Consider the following 23,455-nt stretch of genomic DNA (forward strand, 5'->3'; position numbering starts at 1 on the left):
GAACTGGTTTTTTATCCATCACTCCCTGTCATCACGCCATAAAACGACGTGATGACAGTGAGTAAGCGGTTAGTCACATCCGCGGCAAAAGGGGACGATCAGGGCACGATAAAGGCCTGTTCCAGCCCGCCCTGACGTACTTTTTCCAGCACACTTGCCTGCTGGTCGGCGGCGACCGGGCCAATCAGCACCCGGAAAATGGCGCCATGGGCATCGATCCGGTAGGGCACGCCGTAACGCTGGGTCATCACCTTGCCCATCGCCTCGGCCCGATCCCGGGAGCCGCTGGCCAGTACCTGGATCATCTTGCCATCACCACTGCTGGCAGGCGCTGCGGCCTTGGCTGGCGCTGGCTTGACAGGTGCCGCTTTGGCGGGCTTGGCGGCGGGTGCCTTGACGGGAGCTGGTTCGGCAGCGGGAGTGGCCATCGCCAGTGCGGTTGGTTCACCCAAGAAGCCATCTTGCGACAGCGTGTTGGAGGCCGCAGCCGGAGTGGTCGGAGTCATTTCGATGGGCTTCATTGGCTCCATGATCACCATCTGATCCGGAGTGTCGCTGATCAGCTCCAGCCGAACTCGGGCCTCACCGCTATCGACCATCTCCAGCTGCTTGGCCGCTGCGTAGGAGAGGTCGATCAGGCGCGGGCTGTTGAACGGGCCGCGGTCATTGACCCGCACTATGGTTTCCAGCCCGTTGTCCAGATTGGTGACCCGCACATAGCTCGGGATGGGCAGGTTGCGGTGGGCGGCACTGAACAGCTTGCTGTCCAGCACATCGCCGTTGGCGGTCTTCTGGCCGTCCAGATCCGGCGATAGCCAGCTGGCGGTGCCCTCTTCGCTGTAGTGTTTGATGTCGCGCCACACCTCGTGCTTCTGCTTGCCGATCCAGTAGTCCCGGTTGCCGCTGGCACTCAGGGGCTCGGGGCGCGGAATGGCGCCGGTGGCTTGCGGGATCTCGATAACGGGTGGCTTGCTGACCGGTGCTTGCGGCTCGATGGGGGCGCTCTGTTCCGGCTGGCTGCTACAGGCGGCCAGCAACAAGCTCAGGCTGAGCGGGAGGAGTTTGTGACGAAGATGCATACGCTTCCTGAATGGCTTGGCTAAGTTGATACACCGCCATCGCATAGAGTGGGCTGCGATTGTAACGGGTGATCACATAAAAGTTATGCCGTGCGACCCAGTATTCCGGTCCATCGGCTTGGGCAAACGCCAGCAACTTGACCGGCGTCTGTGGGGCCAGCGGCGTGGCGAGCTCAATCCCTGCCGCCGCCAGTTCTGACCACTGTTGTGTTAACTCGGGCTCAGGCCTGAGCAGAGGTTCGACTGCCATCAACCCGATCTGGGCCGGTTCCACCACGGATTCGCCCCAGCGCCACTGGTGGCTGGCAAAATAGTTGGCCACGCTGCCGATGGCATCGACCGGGTTGGCAAACAGATCCCGCTTGCCATCCCCGTCAAAGTCGACGGCGTAGTGGCGATAGCTGGAGGGCATGAACTGCCCCATTCCCATGGCCCCGGCATAGGAGCCCTTGAGGGTATCGAGTTGCCACCCTTCCTCTTTGGCCAGCACCACAAGCTGGGCAAACTCCTTGGCAAAGAAGTCGCTGCGCGCCGGGTAGTGGAACCCCAGGGTGTAGAGGCTATCGAGCACCGGATGACGGCCCATCTGGCGACCATAGAAGGTTTCTACCCCTATGATGGCCACGATGAGCGAGGCGGGCACCCGATAGATCTGTTCCGCGCGGGCTAGCGTCTTGGCATGTTGTTGCCAGAACTGCTGGCCGTCACGGATGCGATCCGGGGTAACGAACAGCGGCCGGTAGCGATGCCAGGGCTTGGCTTCCCACGGCTTGCTGATGGTGTCGAGCACCTCCTGCCGTAACTGGGCGCGGGCGACGGCGGTCTGCAGCTCCGCCAGCGGCACCTGCTGCTGGTCGGCGAGCAGGGCCAACCGATCCGGCGCCACGGCGGCGGTCGCCATCGTGGTGGCGAGCGAGAGCAGCAATCCAACCCGTCTCATCAGGCGAGCAGTCTTCTATGAGTCTGGATGGACATCAGGATACCAAAGCCGGCCATCAGGGTCACCATGGAGGTGCCGCCATAACTCACCAGCGGCAGGGGCACCCCTACCACCGGCAAGATGCCGCTCACCATGCCCATGTTGACGAACACATAGACGAAGAAGGTGAGGGTGATGGCGCCACCCAGCAGTCGCTCGAAGCTGTTCTGGGCCTGCATCGAGATAAACAGGCAGCGGCTGATGACGTAGAGGTAGAGCACCAGCAGCAGGGCAACCCCTACCAGACCGAACTCCTCGCTGAATACTGCGAAGATAAAGTCGGTATGGCGCTCGGGCAGGAACTCCAGCTGGGACTGGGTCCCTTGCAGCCACCCCTTGCCGAAGACGCCGCCGGAGCCGATGGCAATCTTGGACTGGATGATGTGGTAGCCGCGCCCGAGCGGGTCTTTCTCAGGATCGAGCAGCATCAGCACCCGCTGGCGCTGGTAGTCGTGCATCAGGAAGAACCAGAGCACTGGCATAAAGGCCAGCATCAGCAGGACCGCCAAGCCGATCAGCCACCAGCTGAGCCCCGCCAGGAAGATGACGAAGAAGCCGGAGGCGGCCACCAGAATGGAGGTGCCAAGGTCAGGCTGGGCGGCGATCAGCAGGGTGGGCAGCAGCACCATGATGAGGGCGATCACCACATGGCTGAACTTGGGGGGCAGCGAGTGGCGACTGAGCCAGGCGGCCACCATGATCGGCATGGAGAGCTTCATCACCTCGGAGGGCTGGAACTTCATAAAGCCCAGATCGAGCCAGCGCTGGGCCCCCTTGCCGATGTGGCCGAACACGTCCACCGCAATCAGCATCAGCACCACCACGGCGAACAGCGGCACCGACCAGCGGGCGTAGAGGGAGGGGGGCAGTTGGGCCAGGCCGATCATCAGAGCAAAGGCGAGACCGCCGCGCACCAGCTGGCGCACGATGGAGTCCATATCCTGACCGGAGGCGGAGTAGAGCACCACCATGGAGAGGGTCATCACGGCCAGCAGACCGAGCAGCAGGGGCAAGTCGATATGCAGCTTGTACCATATGCTCTGCTGGCGGGCAGAATTACTCATTGGGAGCGACCTCACTCGGTTGGGACGGCTTTTCCGGTGCCGGTGGCAGTTGCGGATCAGGGGGCAGCAGATAGGCATCCAGCATCTGGCGAGCAATGGGCGATGCAGCTCGACCACCACCACCTCCGATGGAGTTTTCCAGTACCAGAGCTACCACCGCTTTGGGTGCCTCGAAGGGGGCATAAGCAACGAACAAAGCGTTATCGCGATGCTCCGCCTTGACCGTCTTGATGTTGTAAACCTGATTTTCCTTCAAACCGACTACCTGGGCTGTGCCCGATTTACCGCCTGAGGAGTAAGGCGCCTTGGCAAACGAGTGACGGCCACTGCCTTCACTGCCATGGTTGACTCGCCACATCCCATCCTGCGCCACTTTCCAGAAGCTGTCGTTCTTGAGCTTGAGGGCGATATTGGGGTTGATGGGGGCATCGACCACCCCCGCCTGGGAGGCGGTGCTCTTGAGCAGGTGCGGGGTGACGTCGTGACCATTCTGGGTCAGGATGCTGATCGCTTTGGCCAGTTGGAGCGGGGTGGCGCTCCAGTAGCCCTGACCGATACCGACAGAGATGGTGTCACCCTGATACCAGGGCTGGCGCCAGCGGGCCATCTTCCAGTCACGGGACGGCATGACACCCTTGGTCTCTTCATAGAGATCGACCCCTGTGTACTGACCGAAGCCAAACTTGGTCATGTAGCTGTGGATCTTGTCGATGCCGACCCGATAGGCGAGATCGTAGAAATAGGTATCTGCCGAGACCTCGATGGCGCGATAGACGTCGAGCCAGCCATGACCCCAGCGGCGCCAGTCGCGAAACTTCTTGGTGGTACCGGGAATGGAGAAGCTCGGGCCGCCGAAATAGCGGTAGCCCGGGGTAATGGCCCCCTCGTTGAGACCCATGATGGACATCATGGGCTTGACGGTGGAGGCAGGGGCATAAATGCCCTGAGTGGTGCGATTCACCAGTGGCCGCGCCGGATCGTTGAGCAGCGCCGAGTAGTTGGCGCTGGAGATACCGGTCACGAACAGGTTGGGGTCATAGCTCGGGCTCGACTCCAGGGCCAGGATGGCGCCGGTTTTCGGGTCCATCATCACGATGGCGCCGCGCTGGCCGGCCAGCAGTTGCTGGGCCTTGAGCTGCATCCGGACGTCGATATTGAGGTAGATATCCTTGCCGGGAATAGGCGGCTGGAACTTGAGGGTACGGACAATCCGGCCGCGGTTGTTCACCTCGACCTCCTGATAGCCCGCCACACCGTGCAGCTCATCCTCGTAATACTTCTCCACCCCCTGCTTGCCGATATCCTTGGTGGCCGCATAGTTGGCGAGTTTTTCTTCCTTCTCGAGGCGCTCCACGTCACGGGTATTGATCTTGGCCACATAGCCCAAAGCGTGGGTGAGGGTGTCACCAAACGGGTAGTAGCGCTTGAGGTAGGCCTCGATGCTGGCGCCCGGGTAGTTGTGCTGATTGACCGAGAAGAGGGCTACCTGATATTCGGTCAGTTTCTCGTAGAGGGGGACCGGCTTGAAGCGGCGCTGGCGCTTCACTTCGGCGAGGAACTTCTCCTTGGTGCCCTCTGGCAGACCCAGCAGGGTGATCAGCTGGTCGGCGGTTTTTTCGAGATCCCTGGTCTCTTCCGGCACAATTTCCAGACTGTAGACCGGGCGGTTTTCCGCCAGCAGCACGCCGTTGGCGTCATAGATGAGGCCCCGTGGCGGCGCCACCGGCACCACGCGGATGCGGTTGGAGTTGGAGCGAGTCTGGTAGGTGTCGTAGGACTCGACCTGCAGATAATAGAGATTGCCCAGCAGCACCAGCATCAGCACGACGATGCCGATGTAGGCTACCAGGGTGCGCCGGAAGAACAGATTGCCCTCGGCACTGTGATCGCGCATTTCGATGCGTTGTTTCAGCATGCCTTTACCTCAAGACCCTTGGGGGCAATAAGAGCAGGAACTGCATTGTTCACTCTCTGTGATAGGGGTGAATATGAGAGGTGAGACTCCAGAGACGCATGGCTCACTCTCTATGATACGGATGATTGGTGGTGATGCTCCAGGCCCGATAAAGGCTCTCTGCCACCAGCACCCGTACCAGCGGATGGGGCAGGGTGAGCGGTGACAGTGACCAGCTCTGTTCAGCGGCAGCCTTGCACTCGGGGGACAAGCCTTCCGGCCCGCCTACCAGCAGGGCTACATCGCGGCCATCGAGTTTCCACGCCTCCAGCTGGGTAGCCAGCTGCTCCGTGGTCCAGGGCTTGCCCGGAATGTCGAGGGTGACGATGCGCGAACGCCCCGCAGCCGCCAGCATGGCTTCCCCTTCCTTCTGCAGGATGCGGGGAATGTCGGCATTTTTGCCCCGTTTGCCAGCGCCGATCTCGACGAGTTCAAACGGCATGTCTTTGGGGAAGCGGCGACGATACTCTTCGAAGCCATGCTCTACCCAGGCGGGCATCTTGGTGCCCACCGCAATCAACTGGATCTTCATGGTCGTTACACTTGTGCTCTTATTGCGTATTCATTTGAGCGGCACCGCTCCACAGCTTTTCCAGTTGGTAGAAGTCACGATGTTCATCCTGCATCACATGCACGATCACCGAGCCCATATCTACCAGCACCCATTCACCGCTCAGTTGTCCTTCCACGCTCAGCAGATCCAGACCCGCGTGGCGGGCCTCGCTGGCCAGATGGTGGGCAATGGCGCTGACGTGACGACTGGAGTTGCCGGAACAGATGATCATGGTGTCAGTAATGCTGGATTTGCCGCGTACATCGAGGGTGATGATGTCGCGGCCTTTCATATCATCGATCTTGTCGATGATAAAGGCATGCAATTCTTGGCCTTGCAATGAGTCTCTCCTGTATTCCGGCGCGCAGCGTTTGCGTCAGGGCGGCGGATTATATCATGGTCACTCCCGTTTCCCATCGGGTGGGGCGGGATTACGACAGGGGCTAGCGGCGGTTGGCGCGGTAGAGCCCCTGTTGATCAATATAGTGCGCAACCGACTCGGGCAAGAGGTAGCGGGTGTCTTGCCCCCCATCCAGCAAGGCCCGCAGTCGGGTGGCTGACAGTTCGATGGGCTGGTTGTCCGCCAGCCAGATATGACCGGCCAGACGCTGATGCAGCGCGTTGGCATCCGTGGTGTGATGGCGCGTCAGCAGCTGCGCGACCTCGGCCGGATAATCCGGTTGCCAGCCCGGCCGCACGCTCACCACCAGATGGGCATAGTCGAGCAGCTCCCGCCAGCGGTGCCAGCTTGGCAGGCTCAGCAGGGAATCCATCCCCATCAGAAAACAGAGCGGCGTATCGGGCAGTTCATGACGCAGCTCGATCAGGGTATCGATGGTGTAAGAGGGCTTGTCCCGTCTCAGCTCCCGCTCATCCACCACAAAGTGGTGGTTCTCTGCCGCCGCCAGTTTGACCATGGCGAGACGCTGTTCGCTGGAGCAGAACGGATTGGCACGGTGGGGCGGGATATGGTTCGGGATCAGCCGCATCTCGGCCAGCCCGAGGGCATCGCGCGCCTCGATGGCCGGGCGCAGATGGCCGATATGGATAGGATCGAACGTGCCCCCCAGCAGGCCAATGGGCGCCTTCAGCACGGGCTGCTCTCCATCACCAGCGGCAGCGGGGTGCCATCACGAAAGCCGAGGGCAATGGTCTGCAGCATCAGCCACGCCTGTTCGGTATCGAAGCGGCGCTGGGCATCGTCCAGCTGGGCCATCAGTTGCCACAGTTGCTGCAACTTGGCAAACGGCAGGCGGGTCAGTGCTTGCTGAATGAGCTGCTGGCGGCTCTGCCAGATACGCAGGCGGCTGAAGTGCTCCCCCAGCGGCTGGCCGTTTCGCATCGCCAGCGACAGCTCGGTCAGCTGCTCCAGCTCGCGGCAAAGGGTCCAGGCCAGCATCCCCGGCTCGGTGCCTTCGGCCCGCAGGGCGGCCAGAATGCGCTGGGCCCGGTTCACCTTGCCCTCCAGCAGGGTATCGACCAGCTGGAACGGGGTGAAGTGGGCGTGGCGGATAATGGTCTCTTGCAGATAGGTGACGCTGATGGGCTGGGGCGGCGAGAGCAGGGTCAGCTTCTCGATCTCCTGACTGGCGGCCAGCAGGTTGCCCTCGTAGGAGTGGCACATGAAGTTGATGGCATCCGGCAGCGCCTTGAGGCCGAAACGTGCAAAACGGGCGCTCATCCAGCGCGGGAAAAACTTGGGCTCCGGATGGTTGACCGGCACATAGGTGCCAATCTGGTAGAGCTTGTCGAACCAGGCTGCCTTCATCTGGGTCTGGTTGAGGCGACCGCCACTCAGCACCAGCAGCAGGTCGGGATGAAGCTGTTTGCCAATTTCGCTGATGCGGGCGGCCAGATCCTTGTCCACCTTGGCGGGCAGCTCCAGCTCGATGATCTGGCGGGCGGAGAAGAGGCTCATGGCCTGACAGGCATCGTAGACCTGATTCCAGTCCAGCCCCTGCTCCACCACGAAGGTGTGGCGCTCATCGAAACCCTGCTTGCGGGCGACCTGACGGATGGCATCGATGGCCTCCAGCCGCAACAGGGGCTCGTCGCCAAAAACGAGATAGCAGGGCCGAAGCCCTGCTTTGAGGTGGTCACCAAATTGTTCCGGGTAAATCCGCATCAGAAGCTGACCTGACTCAACTGCCGGATGACCTGATTGGCCGCCTGCTCCTGCATCTCGCGGTTGAGCTGCTCCTGCTCACGGGAGGAGGCGAGCGCTGCATCCGGCTTGTTGAGGAAGCTGCGGTTGAAGTTGATGGGGAATACCTGAGTCGGCTTGCCCGGCACCGAGATGGTGAACTGGGTACCAAAGCCCAGCACATATTCGGTGTCCGTCCCCAGCGCGTTGACCGAGGCGACCTGACTGGTGCTGCCTACGCCGCCCAGAGTGAGCACCGGAATGCCCTCCTTGTCGGCCAGCGTCACGCCAGAGGCCTTCAGACGGGTGGTAACCATCCGGTAGAAGTCGCTCTTGTTGTCGCCCACGACCTTCATGGTCATCAGCTCGCTCGGAATGCCGTTGCCGCGCATGTGAAAGCCGCAGCCTTGCAGCAGCAGACCAGCCAGCACGATGGCCATCCAGCGGGTGAAGATGGTGCCCATAGAAAATCCTCTTTGCATTAAGGGAAAGCGGCGGGCGCAGGGCCCGCCGTTATCATCCGTTTGCTGTTACAGATTGGCAATGATCAGTTGGTAACCAATCAGTTGGCAGCCAATTAGTTAGCGACAATATTGAGCAGCTTGCCAGGTACATAGATCACCTTGCGCACGGTCAGCCCGTCGGTGAACTTCTGTACCGAGGCATCGGCCATCGCCAGCTTCTCGACGTCGGCCTGGCTGATCTCGGCCGGAACGGTCAGCTTGCCGCGCATCTTGCCGTTGATCTGCACCACCACCAGCTTCTCGGTCTCGACCATGGCCGCTTCATCGGCCACCGGCCAGGCTGCGTGATCGATGTCGTCGCCCTTGCCCAGCATCTTCCACAGCTCGAAGCCGATGTGCGGGGTGATGGGGTAGAGCATGACTACCACAGCTTCCAGCGCTTCCTGCATCAGGGCGCGGTCCTGCTCGTCGTTGCCCAGCTTGGAGAGATTGTTCATCAGCTCCATGATGGCGGCGATGGCGGTGTTGAAGGTCTGACGGCGACCCACGTCATCGCTTACCTTGGCGATGGTCTTGTGCAGTTCACGGCGTACCGCTTTCTGCTCGTTGGTGAGAGCAGCTACATCCAGTGCGGCAACGGCGCCACCGGAAACGTGTTCGAAGGTGACGCGCCACAGGCGACGCAGGAAGCGCTGGGCACCCTCTACGCCGGAGTCGGACCACTCCAGGGTCATCTCGGCCGGAGAGGCGAACATCATGAACAGACGGACGGTATCGGCGCCGTAACGCTCGACCATCAGCTGCGGGTCGATGCCGTTGTTCTTGGACTTGGACATCTTGGTCATGCCGGAGTGCATTACCTCACGACCTTCGTTGTCGATGGCCTTGGTGATGCGACCCTTCTCGTCACGCTCTACCTTGACGTCGGTCGGGCTGACCCAGACGTTACCGCCTTTTTCGTCCTTGTAGTAGAAGGCGTCAGCCAGCACCATGCCCTGGCAGAGCAGACGCTTGAACGGCTCGTCGCTGTTGACCAGACCTGCGTCACGCAGCAGCTTGTGGAAGAAGCGGGCATAGAGCAGGTGCATACAGGCGTGCTCGATACCGCCGATGTACTGATCCACCGGCAGCCAGTGGTTGGCAGCAGCCGGATCCAGCATGCCCTTGTCGTAGTCCGGGGAGCAGTAGCGCGCGTAGTACCAGGAGGACTCCATAAAGGTGTCGAAGGTATCGGTTTCGCGGAACGCTTCCTGACCGTTGTAAGTGGTCTTGGCCCACTCGGCGTCAGCCTTGATTGGGCTCTGGATACCATCCATCACCACATCTTCCGGCAGCAGTACCGGCAGTTGATCTTCCGGCGTCGGCACTACGGTACCGTCAGCCAGGGTCAGCATCGGGATGGGGGCACCCCAGTAACGCTGACGGGAGACGCCCCAGTCACGCAGACGGTAGTTGACGGTGCGCTTGCCCTTGCCGAGCCCTTCCAGCTTGCTGGCGATGGCATCGAAGGCGCCCTGGAAGTCGAGACCGTCAAACTCGCCGGAGCTGAACAGCACGCCCTTCTCGGTATAAGCGGCGTCGCTCACGTCGACGTCGCCATCAACCGGCTTGATCACCGCCTTGATGTCGAGGCCATATTTGGTGGCGAATTCGAAGTCACGCTGGTCGTGGGCCGGAACCGCCATCACGGCGCCGGTGCCGTAGTTCATCAGCACGAAGTTGGCGACCCAGACCGGTACCTTGCGGCCATCCAGCGGGTGAATGGCGTATAGGCCGGTGGCCATGCCCTTCTTCTCCATGGTGGCCAGTTCTGCTTCGGCTACCTTGGTGTTCTTGCACTCTTCGATGAAGGCGGCCAGCTCCGGATTGTTCTGGGCTGCCTGCAGGGCCAGCGGGTGACCGGCGGCGATACCGACATAGGTGACGCCCATGAAGGTGTCCGGACGGGTGGTGTAGACCTCCAGATGTTCAGTCTGCCCCTCGATAGCGAAGCTGATGTTGACCCCTTCGGAGCGGCCAATCCAGTTGCGCTGCATGGTCTTGACCATCTCCGGCCAGCCTTCGAGGTTGTCGATGTCGTTCAGCAGCTCTTCGGCGTAGTCGGTGATCTTGATGAACCACTGGGGGATCTCTTTCTGCTCCACCGGGGTGTCACAGCGCCAGCAGCAGTTGTCGACAACCTGCTCGTTGGCCAGCACTGTCATGTCGTTCGGGCACCAGTTGACGGAGGAGGTCTTCTTGTAGACCAGACCCTTCTCGTAGAGCTTGGTGAAGAACCACTGTTCCCAGCGGTAGTAATCCGGTTTGCAAGTGGCGACTTCACGATCCCAGTCATAACCCAGACCCAGCATCTTCAGCTGGTTCTTCATGTATTCGATGTTTTCGTAGGTCCAGGGCGCCGGCGCGGTATTGTTTTTGATCGCGGCGTTCTCGGCCGGCAGACCGAATGCATCCCAACCTATGGGTTGCAGCACGTTCTTGCCATTGAGGCGTTGATAACGGGAGATCACATCACCTATGGTGTAGTTACGAACGTGCCCCATGTGTAGTCGACCAGACGGATAGGGGAACATGGACAGGCAGTAGAACTTCTCCTTGTCTACCTTCTCCACGGCCTTGAAGGTTTTCTTGGCATCCCAGTGCTTTTGCACTGCTGGTTCGATTGATTGGGGAACGTATTGCTCTTGCATTGGTGACATCCGGATCTGTGAAATGAATAGATAAATCAGCTGGGAAATCGCAATAGAATACCCATATCCTGCGGCGGCAACAACCGCCAGCGTCCCTTGGGCCTTAAGCCGGGCCAGATCAGGGTTTAGTAGAGGAGTTAGAGCCATGGACAAACGTCAAAAAGGGTACGAAGCCTTCATTGCCGAGCTGCAAAAACAGTGGCAAGAGACTGAAGAGTTCCAGGGGGAGCGCCTCAACCGGATGATTGCCAAGGTGCAGGCCTATCTGGAGGCAGCAAGTGACCTCACTCAGGACGAACTGGCGCTCATCGCCGAGTACGTGAAGCGGGATCTGGGCAACTATGACGAGGGGCGCCATGACGATAGTGCGCAGGTGGAAGAGTCTGCCTTTATGTTGGCCCTCAAAGACACCGCCTGGTCCTGGCTGGCTGATGTGACCGACCGCGCCCAGGTGGAGTGGCGCGAGCTGGCCGACGAGCTGGAGCACAAGGGGGTTTACGAAGCGGGTGACTGGGTAGGGCTCGGGGTCATGGTGTGCGACCAGTGTGGCTGGCGCCATACCGTGCTGCACCCCGAGCAGCTCGATACCTGCCCCGAGTGTGGCTGCGCCGAGTATCACCGCGAGCCGCTTTCGCCCTGAGTCATGCCATCAATGTGGACGAGATAACGAGCAAAAAGGCGCCATCAGGCGCCTTTTTCTTGCTTGCAGGTTTCGTCGGGACGTTTACTTGCCCGCGACGGAGAGGCCACCAAAACGGATAAGCGGGGCGTAGAAGCCCTTGCTGTCGTTGTGGTGCAGGGTATCGCCGACCGCTTCCAGCTCGCCCAGCAGGCGGTAGAAGTTGCCTGCTACCGTGATGCCGCGCACCGGCTGCAGTCGCACCCCATCGCGGCAGAGGAACCCTGATGCGCCAAAGGAGAAGTCGCCGCTCACCGCATCGGCACCCGAATGCAGGCCATCCAGCTTGACCAGCTCCAGATAGTCACCGCTCTGCACCTCCGCTTCACAGTGAGGGCCCGCGCCAAACACCAGGTGGCGAGTGGTCACATCGAGGGCGCTGCGGGCACCGCGAGCGGCCGAGCCGTTGCTGGCGACGCCAAAGTGGTGGGCGGTGGCGCTGTTGTGGAGCAGGGTTTTCAGCTCCCCTTCGCCAATCAGCAGCAGATCCGAGCTGGCCGCCCCCTCGCCATCAAACGCCTTGATGTTCATGCCGCCAGGCATATAGACCCGGCTCTCCAGAGTAAGCCAGCGTGACGCCACGCTCTGGCCGACCTTGCTGCGCCAGGGGTTGATCCCCTGCTGGGCCCATTTGCCCGATAGCACCCCCTGAAAGCAGCCAAACAGGCTGGCAAAGCAGTTGGTACTGAAGATGACGCTGTAGCGACCGCTCGGCACCGCTTCACCGGGCAGCAGGCCATCGGCGATGGCGTAGATCTGCTCGATCAGGGCCTGGCTATCCAGCTCGTCGAAGCGACGGCCATACTGGCCCTGCGAGTGCATCGACTGGCGGCCATCCCGTTCCACCAGCGCCGAGGTGTAGCAACCGACGCTGAACTCGCCGTGCTGGCAGAGGGTGCCCTGACTGTTGGCAAGCCAGAGCTGGCTCTCACCTTCGAAGAAGCTGTTGTAGGGAGCGCCGCTCACATCGGGCATGGCCAGCATGTCTGATTCGAGGCGCAGGGCCAGAGCGATCTTCTCCTCAACCGGCGTGGTATCGGGCTGGTTGATCTCGGCGCAATCTGTGGTGATCCGGCTATTGGCCACCGAGATGCGCTGGTCCGGATCCACCTTGGCAAAGCGGCTGGTATCGAGCGCATCCTGCAGCATGGCATCCAGCGCCAGCTCATCGAGGGATTCCGAGTAGGCGATGCCGACCCGACCCTCTTTTATCAGGCGAATACCGAGTTGCTGGCTGCTGGTGACCTTGTATTCCCCCAGCTCGCCCTTGTCTGCCTTGAGGGAGAAGGCCTTCTCCTGATTGGCGATGATGTCTGCCTCGGCGTTGAGGTCGGCCACCTTGTCGAGCAGGCGGGTGAGCAGTTGGTTCATGTCGAGCTGGCTCATCAGGCGTTCCCTCCCACCAGAATATTGTCCACTTTGAGGGCCGGCTGGCCCACCGAGGTGGGGACCGAGCCAGAGACCGAGCCGCACATGCCGGCGGCCAGTGCCAGATTGCGGCCCACCATGGAGATCTCTTTCAGCACCTGCGGGCCGGTGCCGATCAGGGTGGCTGACTTGAGCGGTTTGGTGATCTTGCCGTGCTCGATGAGGTAGGCCTCCTGCACATTGAAGTTGAACTCGCCGGTGCCGGGCTGTACAGAGCCGCCCCCCATCTTCTTGGCGTAGATGCCGTGCTCCACCGTGGCCAGCATATCGTCGAGGCTGTGGTTGCCTGGTTCGATATAGGTGTTGCGCATGCGCGAGGTGGGGGCGTACTTGTAGGATTCGCGCCGCCCGGAGCCGGTGCGGGCGTAACCGGTCTTGAGGGCGCCCATTCTGTCCACCAGAAAGCCGGTCAGTACCCCGTCCTTGATGAGCTGGGTATGCTGGGTCGCCATCCCCTCGTCATCGACGTTGATGGAGCCCCAGGCGTTGCCTTGCAGTCCCTCGTCCACCGCATTGACCACCGGATTGGCGATAAGCTGGCCCATCTTGTCGTGGAATACAGACGCCTTCTTGGCCACCGAGGTGGTCTCCAGCAGGTGGCCGCACGCCTCGTGGAAGATGACGCCGCCAAAGCCGTTCTCCATGATGACCGGCAGGGTGCCGCTCGGGCAGGGAGCCGCGCCCAGTTTCACCAGTGCCTGACGGGTGGCGGTGAGGGCCAGCTCGCGCGGGTCGATGCGATCGGCATGCTCCCACCCCATCAGGGCGCCGGGGGCCTCGTAACCGACGCTCTGCTCGCTCCCTTCCATGGCGATGGTCTGGGCCATGATGCGGTTGTAGTGGCGGCGATCGGCGACTTGCACCCCTTCGCTGTTGAAGATCTCCACCTCCTGCTCCCAGCCCAGCACGTTGCCGGAGAACTGACTCACCTTGTCGCTCTCGGCGCGGGCCACCGCATCCATGGCGTGCAGGTAGGCAATCTTCTGCTCCAGCAGCTTGTCGGCCGACAGGGGCAGCGCGACCGGGTTGCGATCGCTCAGGCGGGTGAAATCGAAGGCGGTGGCGGTCACCACGGGGTCGCGGCGGTCTTTGGCCGCCAGCAGGGTGACGATGCGCAGCAGCTCGTCGCGGCTGGCCAGATTGGTGTAGCCGTAGAGCACCTTGTGGCCGTAACAGAGGCGCACACCGATGCCGAAATCGAGGCCACCGCTGATGTTCTCTATCTGGCTGGAGAGCAGGCTGAGCTGGCTGCGGCGCTTGCGCTCGACAAACAGCTCGGCAAAATCGGCACCCAGCGCCAGCGCGTGATCGAGCACGTCACGGGCGATGGCGGGGGCCAACAGGGAGAATGGGGTCATAGAATATCCTTTTCTGGTCTGTCCGTTTGCTTCCGACATCCGGCTCTGATTGTTATGGGATGTCGAGTCCATTGTTGCAGACCAGCACAAAAAAGTCGCTATAGCGTCATGCGATGATACCGATTGAGAAAATCGGTGCGATAACTGCGCCCGGCGGCCAGGGCCAGGCGCTCAGGGTCGTTTTGCCAAAACGTGGGAAAGATCAGAGCAGGGCGTGGATTTCGCTCAGGATCTGTTCGACCCACTGTTCGATGCGCGGATCGGTCTGGTCATACTGATTGGCATCGTCCAGCGCCAGCCCAACGAAGTGACGGCCATCGTCGATCAGTGCCTTGGAGGCATCGAATTCGTACCCTTCGTTGGGCCAGTAGCCCACCAGCTTGACCCCTTTTGGCACCAGCTGATCGTGCAGCATGCCGAGGGCGTCCTGGAACCATTCGCCATAACCGAGCTGATCGCCGAGGCCAAACAGGGCGACGATGCGTCCCTCCAGATGGATGTCAGCGATATCTTCCCAGCGGGACTCCCAGTCCTCCTGCAGTTCGCCAAAATCCCAGGTGGAGATGCCGAGGATCAGGATCTCGTAATCCTCCATCCGGCGCAGGGAGACATCCTTGATATTGTGAATATCCACCAGCTCGGGGCCGATGAGGGCGCGGATCTTCTCGGCAGCCATCTCGGTGTAGCAGGTGGTGGAACCGTAAAACAGACCAATCTTCATCGCTCTTCTCTCTGTTGGCGCTTTCTCGCTTGCTTTTGGCGCGTTCTCGCATGCTCGTGTGGGCTGCGCCATGTTGGCAACACGATGGGTAACGTAAGGGGAGGGCGCCAGTCTAGCAGATTGCCATTCGACCTTCACCGCCCGGCAAGGGGTGTGGCAAACGTGCCTTATCTTTCCAATGAAAGTGCCTTGTCTTTCCAAGGAGTTGGCGCGTTACAATGGGCCATCGATCCCCTGATTGCAGCGCACCATGAGCAAGCCTGACCCACATTCCCTGATTGAACCCTTCCTCGACGCCCTCTGGCTGGAGCGGGGATTGTCTGACAACACGGTCAGCTCCTATCGCAGCGATCTGGAGAAGTTCTCCCTCTGGCTCGACGAGCAGGGGAGCTCGCTGCTGCTGGCGGGGATGGACGAGATCCAGCACTACCTCGCCTGGCGGGTCGATCACCAGTTTGCGGCCAGCAGCACCGCCCGTTTTCTGTCAGCGCTGCGCCGTTTTTACCAGTATCTCAACCGCGAGAAGCTGCGCAGCGATGATCCGACCGTGCTGCTTGAGGGGCCCAAGCTGCCGAAAAAACTCCCTTCTGATTTAAGCGAAGCGGAAGTGGAAGCACTCTTGAGCGCGCCGCTGGTGGATGACCCGCTGGAGTTGCGGGACAAGGCAATGCTGGAGCTGCTCTACGCTACCGGCTTGCGGGTTTCCGAGCTGGTGGGGCTCACTGCTGAGCATGTCAGTTTGCGTCAGGGCTTGGTGCGCGTAGTGGGCAAGGGCAACAAGGAGCGGTTGGTGCCGATGGGCGAGGAGGCGATGCACTGGCTGGAGCGTTACTACCGGGAGGCCCGCACCCTGCTGCTGGGTGGCACCAGCTCGGATGTGGTGTTTCCCTCCAAGCAGGCCCGTATGATGACCCGCCAGACCTTCTGGCATCGCATCAAGCTCTATGCCCTGCGGGCCGGGATTAACGGCGAGCTATCCCCCCATACCTTGCGCCACGCCTTCGCCACCCATCTGCTCAACCACGGCGCCGACCTGCGGGTTGTGCAGATGCTGCTGGGTCACGCAGATCTTTCCACCACCCAGATCTACACCCATGTGGCCAACGAGCGACTCAAGGCGCTGCACGGGGAGCATCACCCCAGAGCTTGAGTGGCTGGCCTCCCAAAAACAAAAAACCGCCAGCAGGCGGTTTTTTTATCTCTACACGACAGGAGATGGCGCTTATTTCCCTTGCTGGGATTTCAGCAGATCACGGATCTCGGTCAGCAGCTCCTGATCCTTGGTCGGGCCTGCCGGGGCGGCGGCTTCCTCTTCCTGCTTTTTCTTCAGGGTGTTGATGGCCTTTAGTCCCATGAAGATGGCGAAGGAGATGATCAGAAAGTCGATGATGGTCTGGATGAACTTGCCATAGGCGATGACCACGGCGGGTGTTGTACCTTCTGCGGCCTTCAGGGTGACCGCCAGGTCGCTGAAGTCCACGCCGCCCAGGATCAGGCCGATGGGCGGCATGATCACGTCACCGACAAAAGAGGAGACAATTTTGCCGAAGGCGGCACCAATGATGATACCGACCGCCATATCGATGACGTTGCCGCGGGCGGCAAAGGCTTTGAACTCTTGAATCAGACTCATTATTTCCTCCGAAATTAAACAAGATAGCGCGTTGATTACCCTTGCCAAAGGGCGAACTCTTGTCAGGAAAAACAGAGGCTAAGCCGCGTTGTTCCTGTCGTCCTGACTAGCTTGCGGGCGTTATGAGTCCTTGGCAATCGGGGGGAACCATTTTTTTGGTACAAAGTGATATTAATTTTTTGGTAAGTAGCTGGTTGAATGATGAGCTGTGCTGCTGTAGTTTGCTGGGTCGATTCATTCATACCACGTGAGTAAACAAGTGAAGTATTTACTACTGGGAATGATGCTTTTGTGCACATTTGCTGCCAGAGCGGGGATGGATACCCAAGCCTTGAAACAGACCATCACGGCCCGGCTGGGGGTCCCCGTCTATCTGGTTGAACCGACCCCGATCGCGGGGTTGTATATGCTGGGCACCTCACAGGGGGTGCTCTACAGCGATGCCAAAGGGGATTATGTGGTGCAGGGGGTCATGCTGGATATGACCCGCGACATGAAGAACCTGACCATTTCGGGTATGCGCGAGCAGCGCCGACTTGGCTTGGCACAGGTGGCCCATGCTCCCATCGTGCTCAAGGCCCGGGATGAGCGTCACCGGGTTGCGCTGTTTCTCGGCGAGCAGGACGCAAAGCGCCGTCAGCTCTCCGGCACCTTGCAACACCTGCAGGCATCTGGGGTGAGCGTGGCTCTCTATCCGGTGATTGATCACGCCGAACGGGCCGCCGACTGGTGCAGCGATCCCCTGCTGCAAAATGATCCGTTAAAAGCCTATTTGCCTCAAACGGCATGTAGTGAGACCCTTATCCAAAATATTGGCCTGAGCCAATGGTTGGGGGTCAAGGTACTGCCGGCCTGGGTCTCCTCCGACGGGGATCTGGTGCGCGGATATCAGAGCCCCGAACAGCTGCTCAAGATACTGGATCATATTGATGTCCCTGCAAATCCGTCGTCGTCCGCGAGTTGATGATTCCCATCTGCCCGCCAACCTGCATCCGCTGCTTCGCCAAATCTTCGCCAGCCGTGGCGTAGAAGATCCTGCCCTGCTGGAGCGTAGCGCCAGCCAGCTGTTGCCGCCCCAGCGCCTCTATGGCATGGAGCAGGCGGTGCCGCTGCTGGCCGACGCGCTGGCCGCCCAGAAACGGATCCTCATCGTCGGTGACTTCGACTGCGACGGCGCCACCAGCTCGGCGCTGTGCGTGCTGGCCCTGCGCGCCATGGGTGGCCGTCACATCGATTTTCTGGTGCCCAACCGCTTCGAGTTCGGATACGGCCTTACCCCCGAGATCGTCGAGCTGGCGGTGGCCCGCGGCGCCGAGTTCCTGATCACGGTGGATAACGGCATCTCCAGCATCGCCGGGGTGGCGGCAGCCAAGGCGGCTGGCATGCAGGTACTGGTTACCGATCACCATTTGCCGGGTCAGGAGTTGCCTGACGCCGATGCCATCGTCAATCCCAACCAGCATGGTTGCGACTTCCCCTCCAAGTCGCTGGCCGGGGTCGGGGTCGCCTTCTACCTGATGGCGGCGCTCAACACTCACCTCAAGCACTCCGGCTGGTATGAGCGGCTCGGCATCGTGGCTCCCAATGTGGCGGATTACCTCGATCTGGTGGCCCTCGGCACCGTAGCTGACGTGGTGGCGCTCGACGGCAACAACCGCATTCTGGTCCATCAGGGCCTGCAACGGATCCGGGCGGGCCGCTGCCGCCCCGGCATCCAGGCGCTGGTGGACGTGTCGGGTCGCGACGGTCGTCGCCTGTGCGCCGCCGATCTCGGCTTTGCGCTGGGGCCGCGCCTCAACGCGGTGGGCCGGCTCGACGACATGTCGCTCGGGGTCGCCTGCCTGCTGAGCGAGGACATCAACCTGGCACGCCAGCTCGCCTCCGAGATGGACAGCCTCAACCAAGAGCGCAAGGAGATCGAGCAGGGGATGCAGCAGGAGGCGCTCGCCACCCTGGAGCAGATCCGTTTTCGTGACGGCGAGGTACCGTCGGGTATCGTGCTGCACCGGGACGAGTGGCATCAGGGGGTGGTGGGGCTGGTGGCCTCCAAGGTGAAGGAGAAGTACTACCGCCCGGTCATCGCGTTTGCCGAGAGCAGCGAGACCGAGCTCAAGGGCTCTGGGCGCTCCATCCCGGGGGTGCACCTGCGCGATGCGCTGGAACTGCTCGACACCCGCCACCCCGGCTTGATGGGCAAGTTTGGCGGCCACGCCATGGCGGCCGGGTTGACCCTGCCCAAGGCCAATATCGAGGCCTTCGGCCGGGCCTTCGAGACGGTCATCGGCGAGCTGGTGACGCCTGAGCTGTTGACCGGGGTGCTGCTCACCGATGGTGAGCTGCTGCCCGATGAGCTGAGTCTGGAGCTGGCCGAGCTGATCCGCGCCTCCGGTCCCTGGGGTCAGGCCTTCCCCGAGCCGCTGTTCGACGGAGAATTCGTGCTGGTGCAGCAGCGGTTGGTGGGGGAGAAGCACCTCAAGATGATGCTGACCACGGATTCCGGTCACGCAGTGGATGCCATCGCCTTTGGCGTCGATCTCAAGCGCTGGCCCGATGCCTCGGTCAAGCGGGTGCGGCTTGTCTACCGGCTCGATGTCAACGAGTGGCGCGGCAACCGCAGCGTGCAGCTGCTGGTGGAACATCTGGAGGCTGCCGGTCTTTGAGTCAAGAGCATCGCAGCCCTATCGCTGACAACGGCCACCCTCGGGTGGCCGTTTTTGTTGGCGGATCTCTGGAAAAGGGCGTTGACCCGTCTATAGCTTCACAGTTTAAGCTCGTCTCTATCGGGTCACCTGATGGCCCGCACCGTGAGTGATTGCTATGAAAATATCCGAACTGGCCCGCCGCTGCGGCCTCGCCCGCTCCACCCTGCTCTATTACGAGAAGCTGGGGGTGATTGCCGGCACCCGGGCCGCCAACGGCTATCGCCACTATGACGAGGGGGATCTGCAGCGACTGCAGATGGTGCAGGCCCTGCAGGCAGGTGGTCTCAGCCTCAAGCAGTGCCTCGCCTGTCTGGCTGGCGAGATAGATCAAGCGTCATTGCAGGCCCGGGTCAGGGAGCTCGATGAGGAGCTGGCGCGGATGCAGCGCGCCCGGGATCTGTTGGCGGATCTGGCAGGGCTGCGCCCGCGCTCCGGTGAGGAATTCAAGGCCTGGCAGCTGCAACTGCAGCGCGAGGCACCGGAGGCCTACTTCGCGTGGGTGATGAAACAGGGTTTTAGCGAGAAAGATCGCTACCACTTGCAATGGTTGAGCAAAGACATGAATGAACATGAGCGTTACATCAAAAACTTTATCCAGCTGCTGGATGGCATGAGTTACTGGGGGCCGGGGGATCGCGCCTTCACCCAGCAGCAGTTTGCCGCCTTGCCCATCCGGCCGCGCCGGATCCTCGACATGGGTTGCGGGCGCGGTGCCTCGACCATGGCGCTGGCTCAGGTGACCGATGCCGACATTGTGGCCATCGATCTGGAAGAGGAGGCGCTGGCCGCCGTGGCGCACTCCGCCGGTGCAGCGGGCTTTGAGCATGTCTCCACCCTCTGCGCCAACATGGCGGCACTGCCGGACGATCTGGCCCGGGCAGACCTCATCTGGGCGGAGGGGAGTGCCTACGTGATGGGTGTTGCCAATGCGCTGAAAGCGTGGCGTCCGCTGCTTTCAAGCCCGCAGGCTTGCATCGTGCTGAGCGATGCGGTCTGGCTGACCGATAACCCGCCCGAGGAGGCGTTGGCGTTCTGGCAGCAGGATTATCCTGCCATGCAGACGCTGGCGGGCCTGCTTGAGACGGTACAAGCGGCAGGCTATCGCTGCCTGTCACACACTCCCTTGCCGATGAGCGCCTGGAACAACTATCTGGACCCTATCGAGGTCAATCTGGTGCGCTATCGAGACGAGCTGGGGGAGAGTGCTGCCTGGCAGGACTTGAGCCGGGAAGTAGCCATCCACCGCCAATATCTTGGCAGTTACGGCTATGTGATCTGCTGCCTGCAAAAAGATGCGTGATAAGTTGTCGTAAAAAATGAGGCGCCTGCGGGCGCCTCTTTGTTTATCGGGGATTGCGGGTGGTCATTACAGCTCGCGGGCCCAGGGATGAGCCTTGGGGCGCAGGGCCAGCGCCAGACCCAGCAGCAGCACGGTCAGGCCGTAGAGGGGCCAGCTGCCAAAGCGCATGTAGGGGGTCTCGCCGTGGGCGGGACGCACCTCGCTGCGCAGCACACCCGCTTCAAACTGCGGGATCTGGCCGATGATGCTGCCATCGATCTCGGTCACGATAGTGATACCGGTGTTGGTGTCCCGCAGCAGCGGACGAGCTAGCTCCAGCGCGCGCATCCGGGCGATCTCCATATGTTGCCACGGGCCGATGCTGGTGCCGAACCAGGCGTCGTTGGAGACGGTCAGCAGGAAGTCGGTATCGGCATTGACGTTGCGGCGCACCTCTTCCGGGAAGATGATCTCGTAGCAGATGGCGGCGGCAAACTTGAGCCCCTTGGCGATCAGGTTTGTCTGTACTTCGTCACCCCGGCTGAAAGAGGACATCGGCAGGTTGAAGAAGGGGGCGATGGGGCGCAACAGATCTTCAAACGGCACGAACTCGCCGATGGGCAGCAGGTGGTACTTGTTGTAGCGGTTGGAGTGGTTGTAGAAGTAGGACTCCTTGCCATCCGCATCCTGCACCCCCATGCCGAGCACTGTATTGTAGAAGCGCTGTTGCTGCTCGTCGTAGTGAATGATCCCCGCCAGCAGGCCGGTATCGTTCACCTTCATCGCCTTGTCCAGATTCTCCAGATAGGGGCCCATCGCCTTCTCGATTGCGGGGATCGCCGACTCCGGCCAGACGATGATGTCGGCATCCTGATTCTCGCGGCTCAAGTCCTGATAGGTGCGCACCGTGGGGGCCAGCGCCTCCGGATCCCATTTGAGGGATTGGGCGATATTGCCCTGCACCAGTGCCACCTTGACCGGTTCGCCACGGGTCACCCAGTTGAGCTGCATCAGACCGTGGGCACCGGCCACCAGCAGGGCGGGCACCGCCAGCCAGAGCGGGGAGCGGGACTTCCACACCAGCCAGATAGCGGAGGCGGACAGCAACAGGGCGAGGGTGATGCCCTGCACCCCGAGAATGGGGGCAAAGCCCTTGAGCGGGCCGTCGATCTGGCTGTAGCCAAACCAGAGCCAGGGGAAGCCGGTCATCACCCAGCCGCGCAGCCAGTCAGCCACCAACCACAGGGCTGGGAAGGCGAGCAGCCAGCGGCTCCAGTGACGGCCGCCAAAGAAGCGGGCAAAGACCCAGCAGGCGAGCGTCGGGTAGAGTGCCAGATAGGCGGAGAGCCCGGCCAGCAGCACAAAGGCGACCGGCAGCGGGATGCCGCCAAACTCGGTCATGCTGACGTGGATCCACCACAGCCCCGGCAAAAAGAGTCCCATGGCGTAGCCAAAACCGCGCCAGGCGGCCTGTTTCGGCGTGGCTTTGTCCAGCAGGGCGTAGAGGCCGAGCAGGGAGGGGATCACCAGCGGCCAGTAGCCGAAGGGGGAGAAGGCCAGCACGGCGATGGCACCAGAGGCCAATGCACTGAGGCTTAACAGAATTTTGGAAGTAACAGGGGATAATCTCACGGGCGATGGTGCTCGTCTTGGTGTGCAACTGGGGTCGAATGGCCGGTATCTTAACCTGTAAGCGGGGCAACGGCGAGCCTCGATGCCGGTGGCAGAGAGCACAACGCCCCGAGGTCGGGGCGTTGTTTCACACATCGAGCGAATCTGCCTATTGCGGCTCAGATTGCGCCGCCGCGTGGTGCTCGGGGATCTTCACCTGCAGTTGCTGCAGACGGCGCCGGTCGGCATGCATCACCTTGAACAGGTAGCCGTCCAGCTCGATCTCCTCGCCCTTCTTGGGCAGGTGGCTGAAGGCGTGCATTACCAGACCACCCACCGTATCCACCTCTTCATCGCTGAATTTGGTGCCGAAGAAGTCGTTGAAATCCTCGATCTCGGTCAGGGCGCTGATGGAGAAGACCCGCTTGCTGAGGCGGCGGATCTCGTCCGGCTCATCCTCGATGTCGTCAAACTCGTCGTCGATCTCGCCAACGATCAGTTCCAGTATGTCTTCGATGGTCACCAGACCGGAGACGCCACCAAATTCGTCGACCACGATGGCCATGTGGTAGCGCTCTTCACGGAACTCCTTGAGCAGACGGTCAACCCGTTTGCTTTCCGGCACGATCACCGTGGGGCGCAAGATTTTTTCGAGCTGCAGCGGCTCGCTGGCGTGATGGCCGCCAAACCCGAAGGGGAGCAGATCCTTGGCGAGCAGAATGCCCTCCACATGATCCTTGTCCTCGTTGATCACCGGGAAGCGGGAGTGGCCGGACTCGATGATCACCGGCAGGATTGCATCTACCGGTTGGGACTTCTCGATGGTCACCATCTGGGAGCGGGGGATCATGATATCGCGCACGCGAAGATCGGCGATCTCCAGCACCCCCTCGATCATGTCCTTGGTGTCCTGATCGATGAGGTCGCGCTCTTCGGCATCGGCTATCACGTCTACCAAATCATTGCGGTCTTTTGGCTCGCCCTGGAAGAGTTGGCTGAGTTTGTCGAGCCAGGTTTTCTTCGGCGAGCCGGTACTAGGGTGATCGTCGGTCATTTTCTCTCTTGGTTACTCGTATGAACACACTTGAAATAGTTCGGGTTATATAAGGATGGCCATC

21 protein-coding genes are annotated in these 23,455 nt (G+C 61.1%); 5 read left to right on the forward strand and 16 right to left on the reverse strand.

The window, feature by feature from the left end; translation table 11 throughout:
* Positions 1–98 precede the first annotated feature (98 nt).
* From ACW5XC_RS00185 to leuS, 10 genes are all read right to left on the reverse strand, one after another.
* A complete protein-coding gene (locus ACW5XC_RS00185; protein WP_042054742.1) occupies positions 99–1,079 on the reverse strand; it encodes a septal ring lytic transglycosylase RlpA family protein in 981 nt (326 codons plus the stop codon).
* Complete coding sequence (gene mltB / locus ACW5XC_RS00190; RefSeq protein WP_042054740.1) at positions 1,021–2,019, reverse strand: lytic murein transglycosylase B; 999 nt, start codon at positions 2,017–2,019, stop codon at positions 1,021–1,023. Before mltB ends, ACW5XC_RS00185 begins: the two co-directional genes overlap by 59 nt.
* The gene (gene rodA / locus ACW5XC_RS00195) at positions 2,019–3,122 is read right to left on the reverse strand and encodes a rod shape-determining protein RodA (RefSeq protein WP_005335170.1); all 1,104 of its coding nucleotides are present in this window, start codon (positions 3,120–3,122) and stop codon (positions 2,019–2,021) included. Before rodA ends, mltB begins: the two co-directional genes overlap by 1 nt.
* Complete coding sequence (mrdA, locus tag ACW5XC_RS00200; protein ID WP_042054739.1) at positions 3,115–5,037, reverse strand: penicillin-binding protein 2; 1,923 nt, start codon at positions 5,035–5,037, stop codon at positions 3,115–3,117. Before mrdA ends, rodA begins: the two co-directional genes overlap by 8 nt.
* Before the next feature lie 103 nt (positions 5,038–5,140).
* The gene (rlmH, locus tag ACW5XC_RS00205) at positions 5,141–5,608 is read right to left on the reverse strand and encodes a 23S rRNA (pseudouridine(1915)-N(3))-methyltransferase RlmH (RefSeq protein WP_005335166.1); all 468 of its coding nucleotides are present in this window, start codon (positions 5,606–5,608) and stop codon (positions 5,141–5,143) included.
* 19 nt (positions 5,609–5,627) lie between these two features.
* Positions 5,628–5,969 carry a ribosome silencing factor gene (gene rsfS, locus ACW5XC_RS00210; RefSeq protein WP_005335165.1) on the reverse strand — a complete coding sequence of 114 codons (342 nt, stop codon included), beginning with the start codon at positions 5,967–5,969 and terminating at the stop codon, positions 5,628–5,630.
* Positions 5,970–6,072: 103 nt separating this feature from the next.
* The gene (gene nadD / locus ACW5XC_RS00215) at positions 6,073–6,723 is read right to left on the reverse strand and encodes a nicotinate-nucleotide adenylyltransferase (RefSeq protein WP_042054738.1); all 651 of its coding nucleotides are present in this window, start codon (positions 6,721–6,723) and stop codon (positions 6,073–6,075) included.
* Positions 6,717–7,754: a DNA polymerase III subunit delta gene (gene holA, locus ACW5XC_RS00220; RefSeq protein ID WP_042054737.1), complete on the reverse strand. Its 1,038-nt coding sequence runs from the start codon at positions 7,752–7,754 to the stop codon at positions 6,717–6,719. Before holA ends, nadD begins: the two co-directional genes overlap by 7 nt.
* Positions 7,754–8,236 (reverse strand): LPS-assembly lipoprotein LptE, encoded by a 483-nt coding sequence (locus ACW5XC_RS00225; protein WP_005335160.1) that lies wholly within the window; start codon positions 8,234–8,236, stop codon positions 7,754–7,756. The genes holA and ACW5XC_RS00225 overlap by 1 nt, the downstream gene beginning before the upstream one ends.
* Positions 8,237–8,349: 113 nt before the next feature.
* A complete protein-coding gene (leuS, locus tag ACW5XC_RS00230; RefSeq protein WP_042054736.1) occupies positions 8,350–10,926 on the reverse strand; it encodes a leucine--tRNA ligase in 2,577 nt (858 codons plus the stop codon).
* 145 nt (positions 10,927–11,071) lie between these two features.
* Between leuS and ACW5XC_RS00235 the strand changes: the two genes are divergently transcribed.
* Complete coding sequence (locus ACW5XC_RS00235; protein ID WP_005348075.1) at positions 11,072–11,566, forward strand: zinc ribbon-containing protein; 495 nt, start codon at positions 11,072–11,074, stop codon at positions 11,564–11,566.
* Between the two features lie 84 nt (positions 11,567–11,650).
* On the opposite strand, the gene ACW5XC_RS00240 is transcribed toward ACW5XC_RS00235, so the two are convergent.
* The 3 genes from ACW5XC_RS00240 to fldB all read right to left on the reverse strand — a co-directional run bounded on the left by ACW5XC_RS00240 (position 11,651) and on the right by fldB (position 15,112).
* Positions 11,651–12,991, reverse strand: a complete 1,341-nt coding sequence (locus ACW5XC_RS00240) for a TldD/PmbA family protein (protein WP_042054735.1) — start codon at positions 12,989–12,991, stop codon at positions 11,651–11,653.
* The gene (locus tag ACW5XC_RS00245; RefSeq protein ID WP_042054733.1) at positions 12,991–14,391 is read right to left on the reverse strand and encodes a TldD/PmbA family protein; all 1,401 of its coding nucleotides are present in this window, start codon (positions 14,389–14,391) and stop codon (positions 12,991–12,993) included. Before ACW5XC_RS00245 ends, ACW5XC_RS00240 begins: the two co-directional genes overlap by 1 nt.
* 202 nt (positions 14,392–14,593) lie before the next feature.
* Positions 14,594–15,112 (reverse strand): flavodoxin FldB, encoded by a 519-nt coding sequence (gene fldB / locus ACW5XC_RS00250; protein ID WP_042054732.1) that lies wholly within the window; start codon positions 15,110–15,112, stop codon positions 14,594–14,596.
* 250 nt (positions 15,113–15,362) lie between these two features.
* Here fldB and xerD point away from each other — a divergent pair, with 250 nt between their 5' ends.
* Positions 15,363–16,262, forward strand: a complete 900-nt coding sequence (xerD, locus tag ACW5XC_RS00255; protein WP_042054771.1) for a site-specific tyrosine recombinase XerD — start codon at positions 15,363–15,365, stop codon at positions 16,260–16,262.
* 72 nt (positions 16,263–16,334) lie between these two features.
* On the opposite strand, the gene mscL is transcribed toward xerD, so the two are convergent.
* On the reverse strand, positions 16,335–16,745 hold the full coding sequence (mscL, locus tag ACW5XC_RS00260) for a large-conductance mechanosensitive channel protein MscL (RefSeq protein WP_042054731.1): 411 nt from the start codon (positions 16,743–16,745) through the stop codon (positions 16,335–16,337).
* Positions 16,746–17,061: 316 nt separating this feature from the next.
* Between mscL and ACW5XC_RS00265 the strand changes: the two genes are divergently transcribed.
* The 3 genes from ACW5XC_RS00265 (at position 17,062) to ACW5XC_RS00275 (ending at position 20,747) form a co-directional block, all read left to right on the forward strand.
* Positions 17,062–17,709, forward strand: coding sequence for a disulfide isomerase DsbC N-terminal domain-containing protein (locus ACW5XC_RS00265; RefSeq protein WP_005335146.1), 648 nt, complete (start codon positions 17,062–17,064; stop codon positions 17,707–17,709).
* The gene (recJ, locus tag ACW5XC_RS00270) at positions 17,675–19,405 is read left to right on the forward strand and encodes a single-stranded-DNA-specific exonuclease RecJ (RefSeq protein WP_042054730.1); all 1,731 of its coding nucleotides are present in this window, start codon (positions 17,675–17,677) and stop codon (positions 19,403–19,405) included. Before ACW5XC_RS00265 ends, recJ begins: the two co-directional genes overlap by 35 nt.
* Positions 19,406–19,562: 157 nt before the next feature.
* Positions 19,563–20,747, forward strand: coding sequence for a MerR family transcriptional regulator (locus tag ACW5XC_RS00275; protein WP_042054729.1), 1,185 nt, complete (start codon positions 19,563–19,565; stop codon positions 20,745–20,747).
* A 66-nt stretch (positions 20,748–20,813) separates the two neighbouring features.
* On the opposite strand, the gene lnt is transcribed toward ACW5XC_RS00275, so the two are convergent.
* Both lnt and corC read right to left on the reverse strand, forming a co-directional pair.
* On the reverse strand, positions 20,814–22,358 hold the full coding sequence (gene lnt, locus ACW5XC_RS00280) for an apolipoprotein N-acyltransferase (protein WP_042054728.1): 1,545 nt from the start codon (positions 22,356–22,358) through the stop codon (positions 20,814–20,816).
* Between the two features lie 148 nt (positions 22,359–22,506).
* The gene (corC, locus tag ACW5XC_RS00285) at positions 22,507–23,391 is read right to left on the reverse strand and encodes a CNNM family magnesium/cobalt transport protein CorC (protein WP_005354092.1); all 885 of its coding nucleotides are present in this window, start codon (positions 23,389–23,391) and stop codon (positions 22,507–22,509) included.
* Between the last annotated feature and the right edge of the window lie 64 nt (positions 23,392–23,455).

Source organism: Aeromonas sp. 25-AL00135, assembly GCF_054052385.1.

What these genes read in the sequence shown, in the direction of transcription:
- ACW5XC_RS00185 (WP_042054742.1), bottom strand. Translation starts at nt 1,079, where the DNA reads ATGCATCTTCGTCACAAACTCCTCCCGCTCAGCCTGAGCTTGTTGCTG.
- mltB (WP_042054740.1), bottom strand. Translation starts at nt 2,019, where the DNA reads ATGAGACGGGTTGGATTGCTGCTCTCGCTCGCCACCACGATGGCGACC.
- rodA (WP_005335170.1), bottom strand. Translation starts at nt 3,122, where the DNA reads ATGAGTAATTCTGCCCGCCAGCAGAGCATATGGTACAAGCTGCATATC.
- mrdA (WP_042054739.1), bottom strand. Translation starts at nt 5,037, where the DNA reads ATGCTGAAACAACGCATCGAAATGCGCGATCACAGTGCCGAGGGCAAT.
- rlmH (WP_005335166.1), bottom strand. Translation starts at nt 5,608, where the DNA reads ATGAAGATCCAGTTGATTGCGGTGGGCACCAAGATGCCCGCCTGGGTA.
- holA (WP_042054737.1), bottom strand. Translation starts at nt 7,754, where the DNA reads ATGCGGATTTACCCGGAACAATTTGGTGACCACCTCAAAGCAGGGCTT.
- ACW5XC_RS00225 (WP_005335160.1), bottom strand. Translation starts at nt 8,236, where the DNA reads ATGGGCACCATCTTCACCCGCTGGATGGCCATCGTGCTGGCTGGTCTG.
- leuS (WP_042054736.1), bottom strand. Translation starts at nt 10,926, where the DNA reads ATGCAAGAGCAATACGTTCCCCAATCAATCGAACCAGCAGTGCAAAAG.
- ACW5XC_RS00235 (WP_005348075.1), top strand. Translation starts at nt 11,072, where the DNA reads ATGGACAAACGTCAAAAAGGGTACGAAGCCTTCATTGCCGAGCTGCAA.
- ACW5XC_RS00240 (WP_042054735.1), bottom strand. Translation starts at nt 12,991, where the DNA reads ATGAGCCAGCTCGACATGAACCAACTGCTCACCCGCCTGCTCGACAAG.
- ACW5XC_RS00245 (WP_042054733.1), bottom strand. Translation starts at nt 14,391, where the DNA reads ATGACCCCATTCTCCCTGTTGGCCCCCGCCATCGCCCGTGACGTGCTC.
- fldB (WP_042054732.1), bottom strand. Translation starts at nt 15,112, where the DNA reads ATGAAGATTGGTCTGTTTTACGGTTCCACCACCTGCTACACCGAGATG.
- xerD (WP_042054771.1), top strand. Translation starts at nt 15,363, where the DNA reads ATGAGCAAGCCTGACCCACATTCCCTGATTGAACCCTTCCTCGACGCC.
- mscL (WP_042054731.1), bottom strand. Translation starts at nt 16,745, where the DNA reads ATGAGTCTGATTCAAGAGTTCAAAGCCTTTGCCGCCCGCGGCAACGTC.
- ACW5XC_RS00265 (WP_005335146.1), top strand. Translation starts at nt 17,062, where the DNA reads ATGGATACCCAAGCCTTGAAACAGACCATCACGGCCCGGCTGGGGGTC.
- recJ (WP_042054730.1), top strand. Translation starts at nt 17,675, where the DNA reads ATGTCCCTGCAAATCCGTCGTCGTCCGCGAGTTGATGATTCCCATCTG.
- ACW5XC_RS00275 (WP_042054729.1), top strand. Translation starts at nt 19,563, where the DNA reads ATGAAAATATCCGAACTGGCCCGCCGCTGCGGCCTCGCCCGCTCCACC.
- corC (WP_005354092.1), bottom strand. Translation starts at nt 23,391, where the DNA reads ATGACCGACGATCACCCTAGTACCGGCTCGCCGAAGAAAACCTGGCTC.